The sequence below is a fragment of the Nocardia sp. TBRC8007 genome (assembly GCF_056629435.1).
The window spans coordinates 1-363 of sequence record NZ_JBWSOR010000184.1 but is presented as its reverse complement, the minus strand read 5'-3'; the positions used below and the strand labels follow the sequence as shown (position 1 = coordinate 363).

Annotated in this window: 1 protein-coding gene; it reads right to left on the bottom strand. The window is 62.3% G+C overall.

Features of this window, described 5'->3' with window-relative positions; all coding sequences use genetic code 11:
- Positions 1-363, bottom strand: a 363-nt coding sequence (locus tag ACX4ZE_RS23210; RefSeq protein ID WP_480275593.1) for a class I SAM-dependent methyltransferase, incomplete at both ends; no start/stop codon positions are given.

The window sequence follows — 363 nt, the reverse complement described above, 5'->3', positions numbered from 1 at the left end:
ACTCATTGACCGCCAGGCCTGTTTTGAGTTCGATATCCACCGCACCGATCTCGTCGATCTCATCGGCCAACGCGTGGAAATACTCCGGCGCCACCAGCAGCTCCTGCTCGGTGGCAATGTCTCGACGAACCCGCTCCCACACCACCCGCGGGTCCGCGCCCCCACCACGCGCGAGCTGCACCGCGGTGGAGAACTCCTCCAACAACGACAGATTCCGCACATCACCGACGAACAATCCCCCACCAGGCGCCAGCAGGCGCAGCACCCGCTCGAGGACCCGCCGCAGATAAGCTCGACCGGGGAAGTACTGGATCACCGAATTCAACACAACGGTATCGAAATAGTCTTCGGGTAGACCCGCGA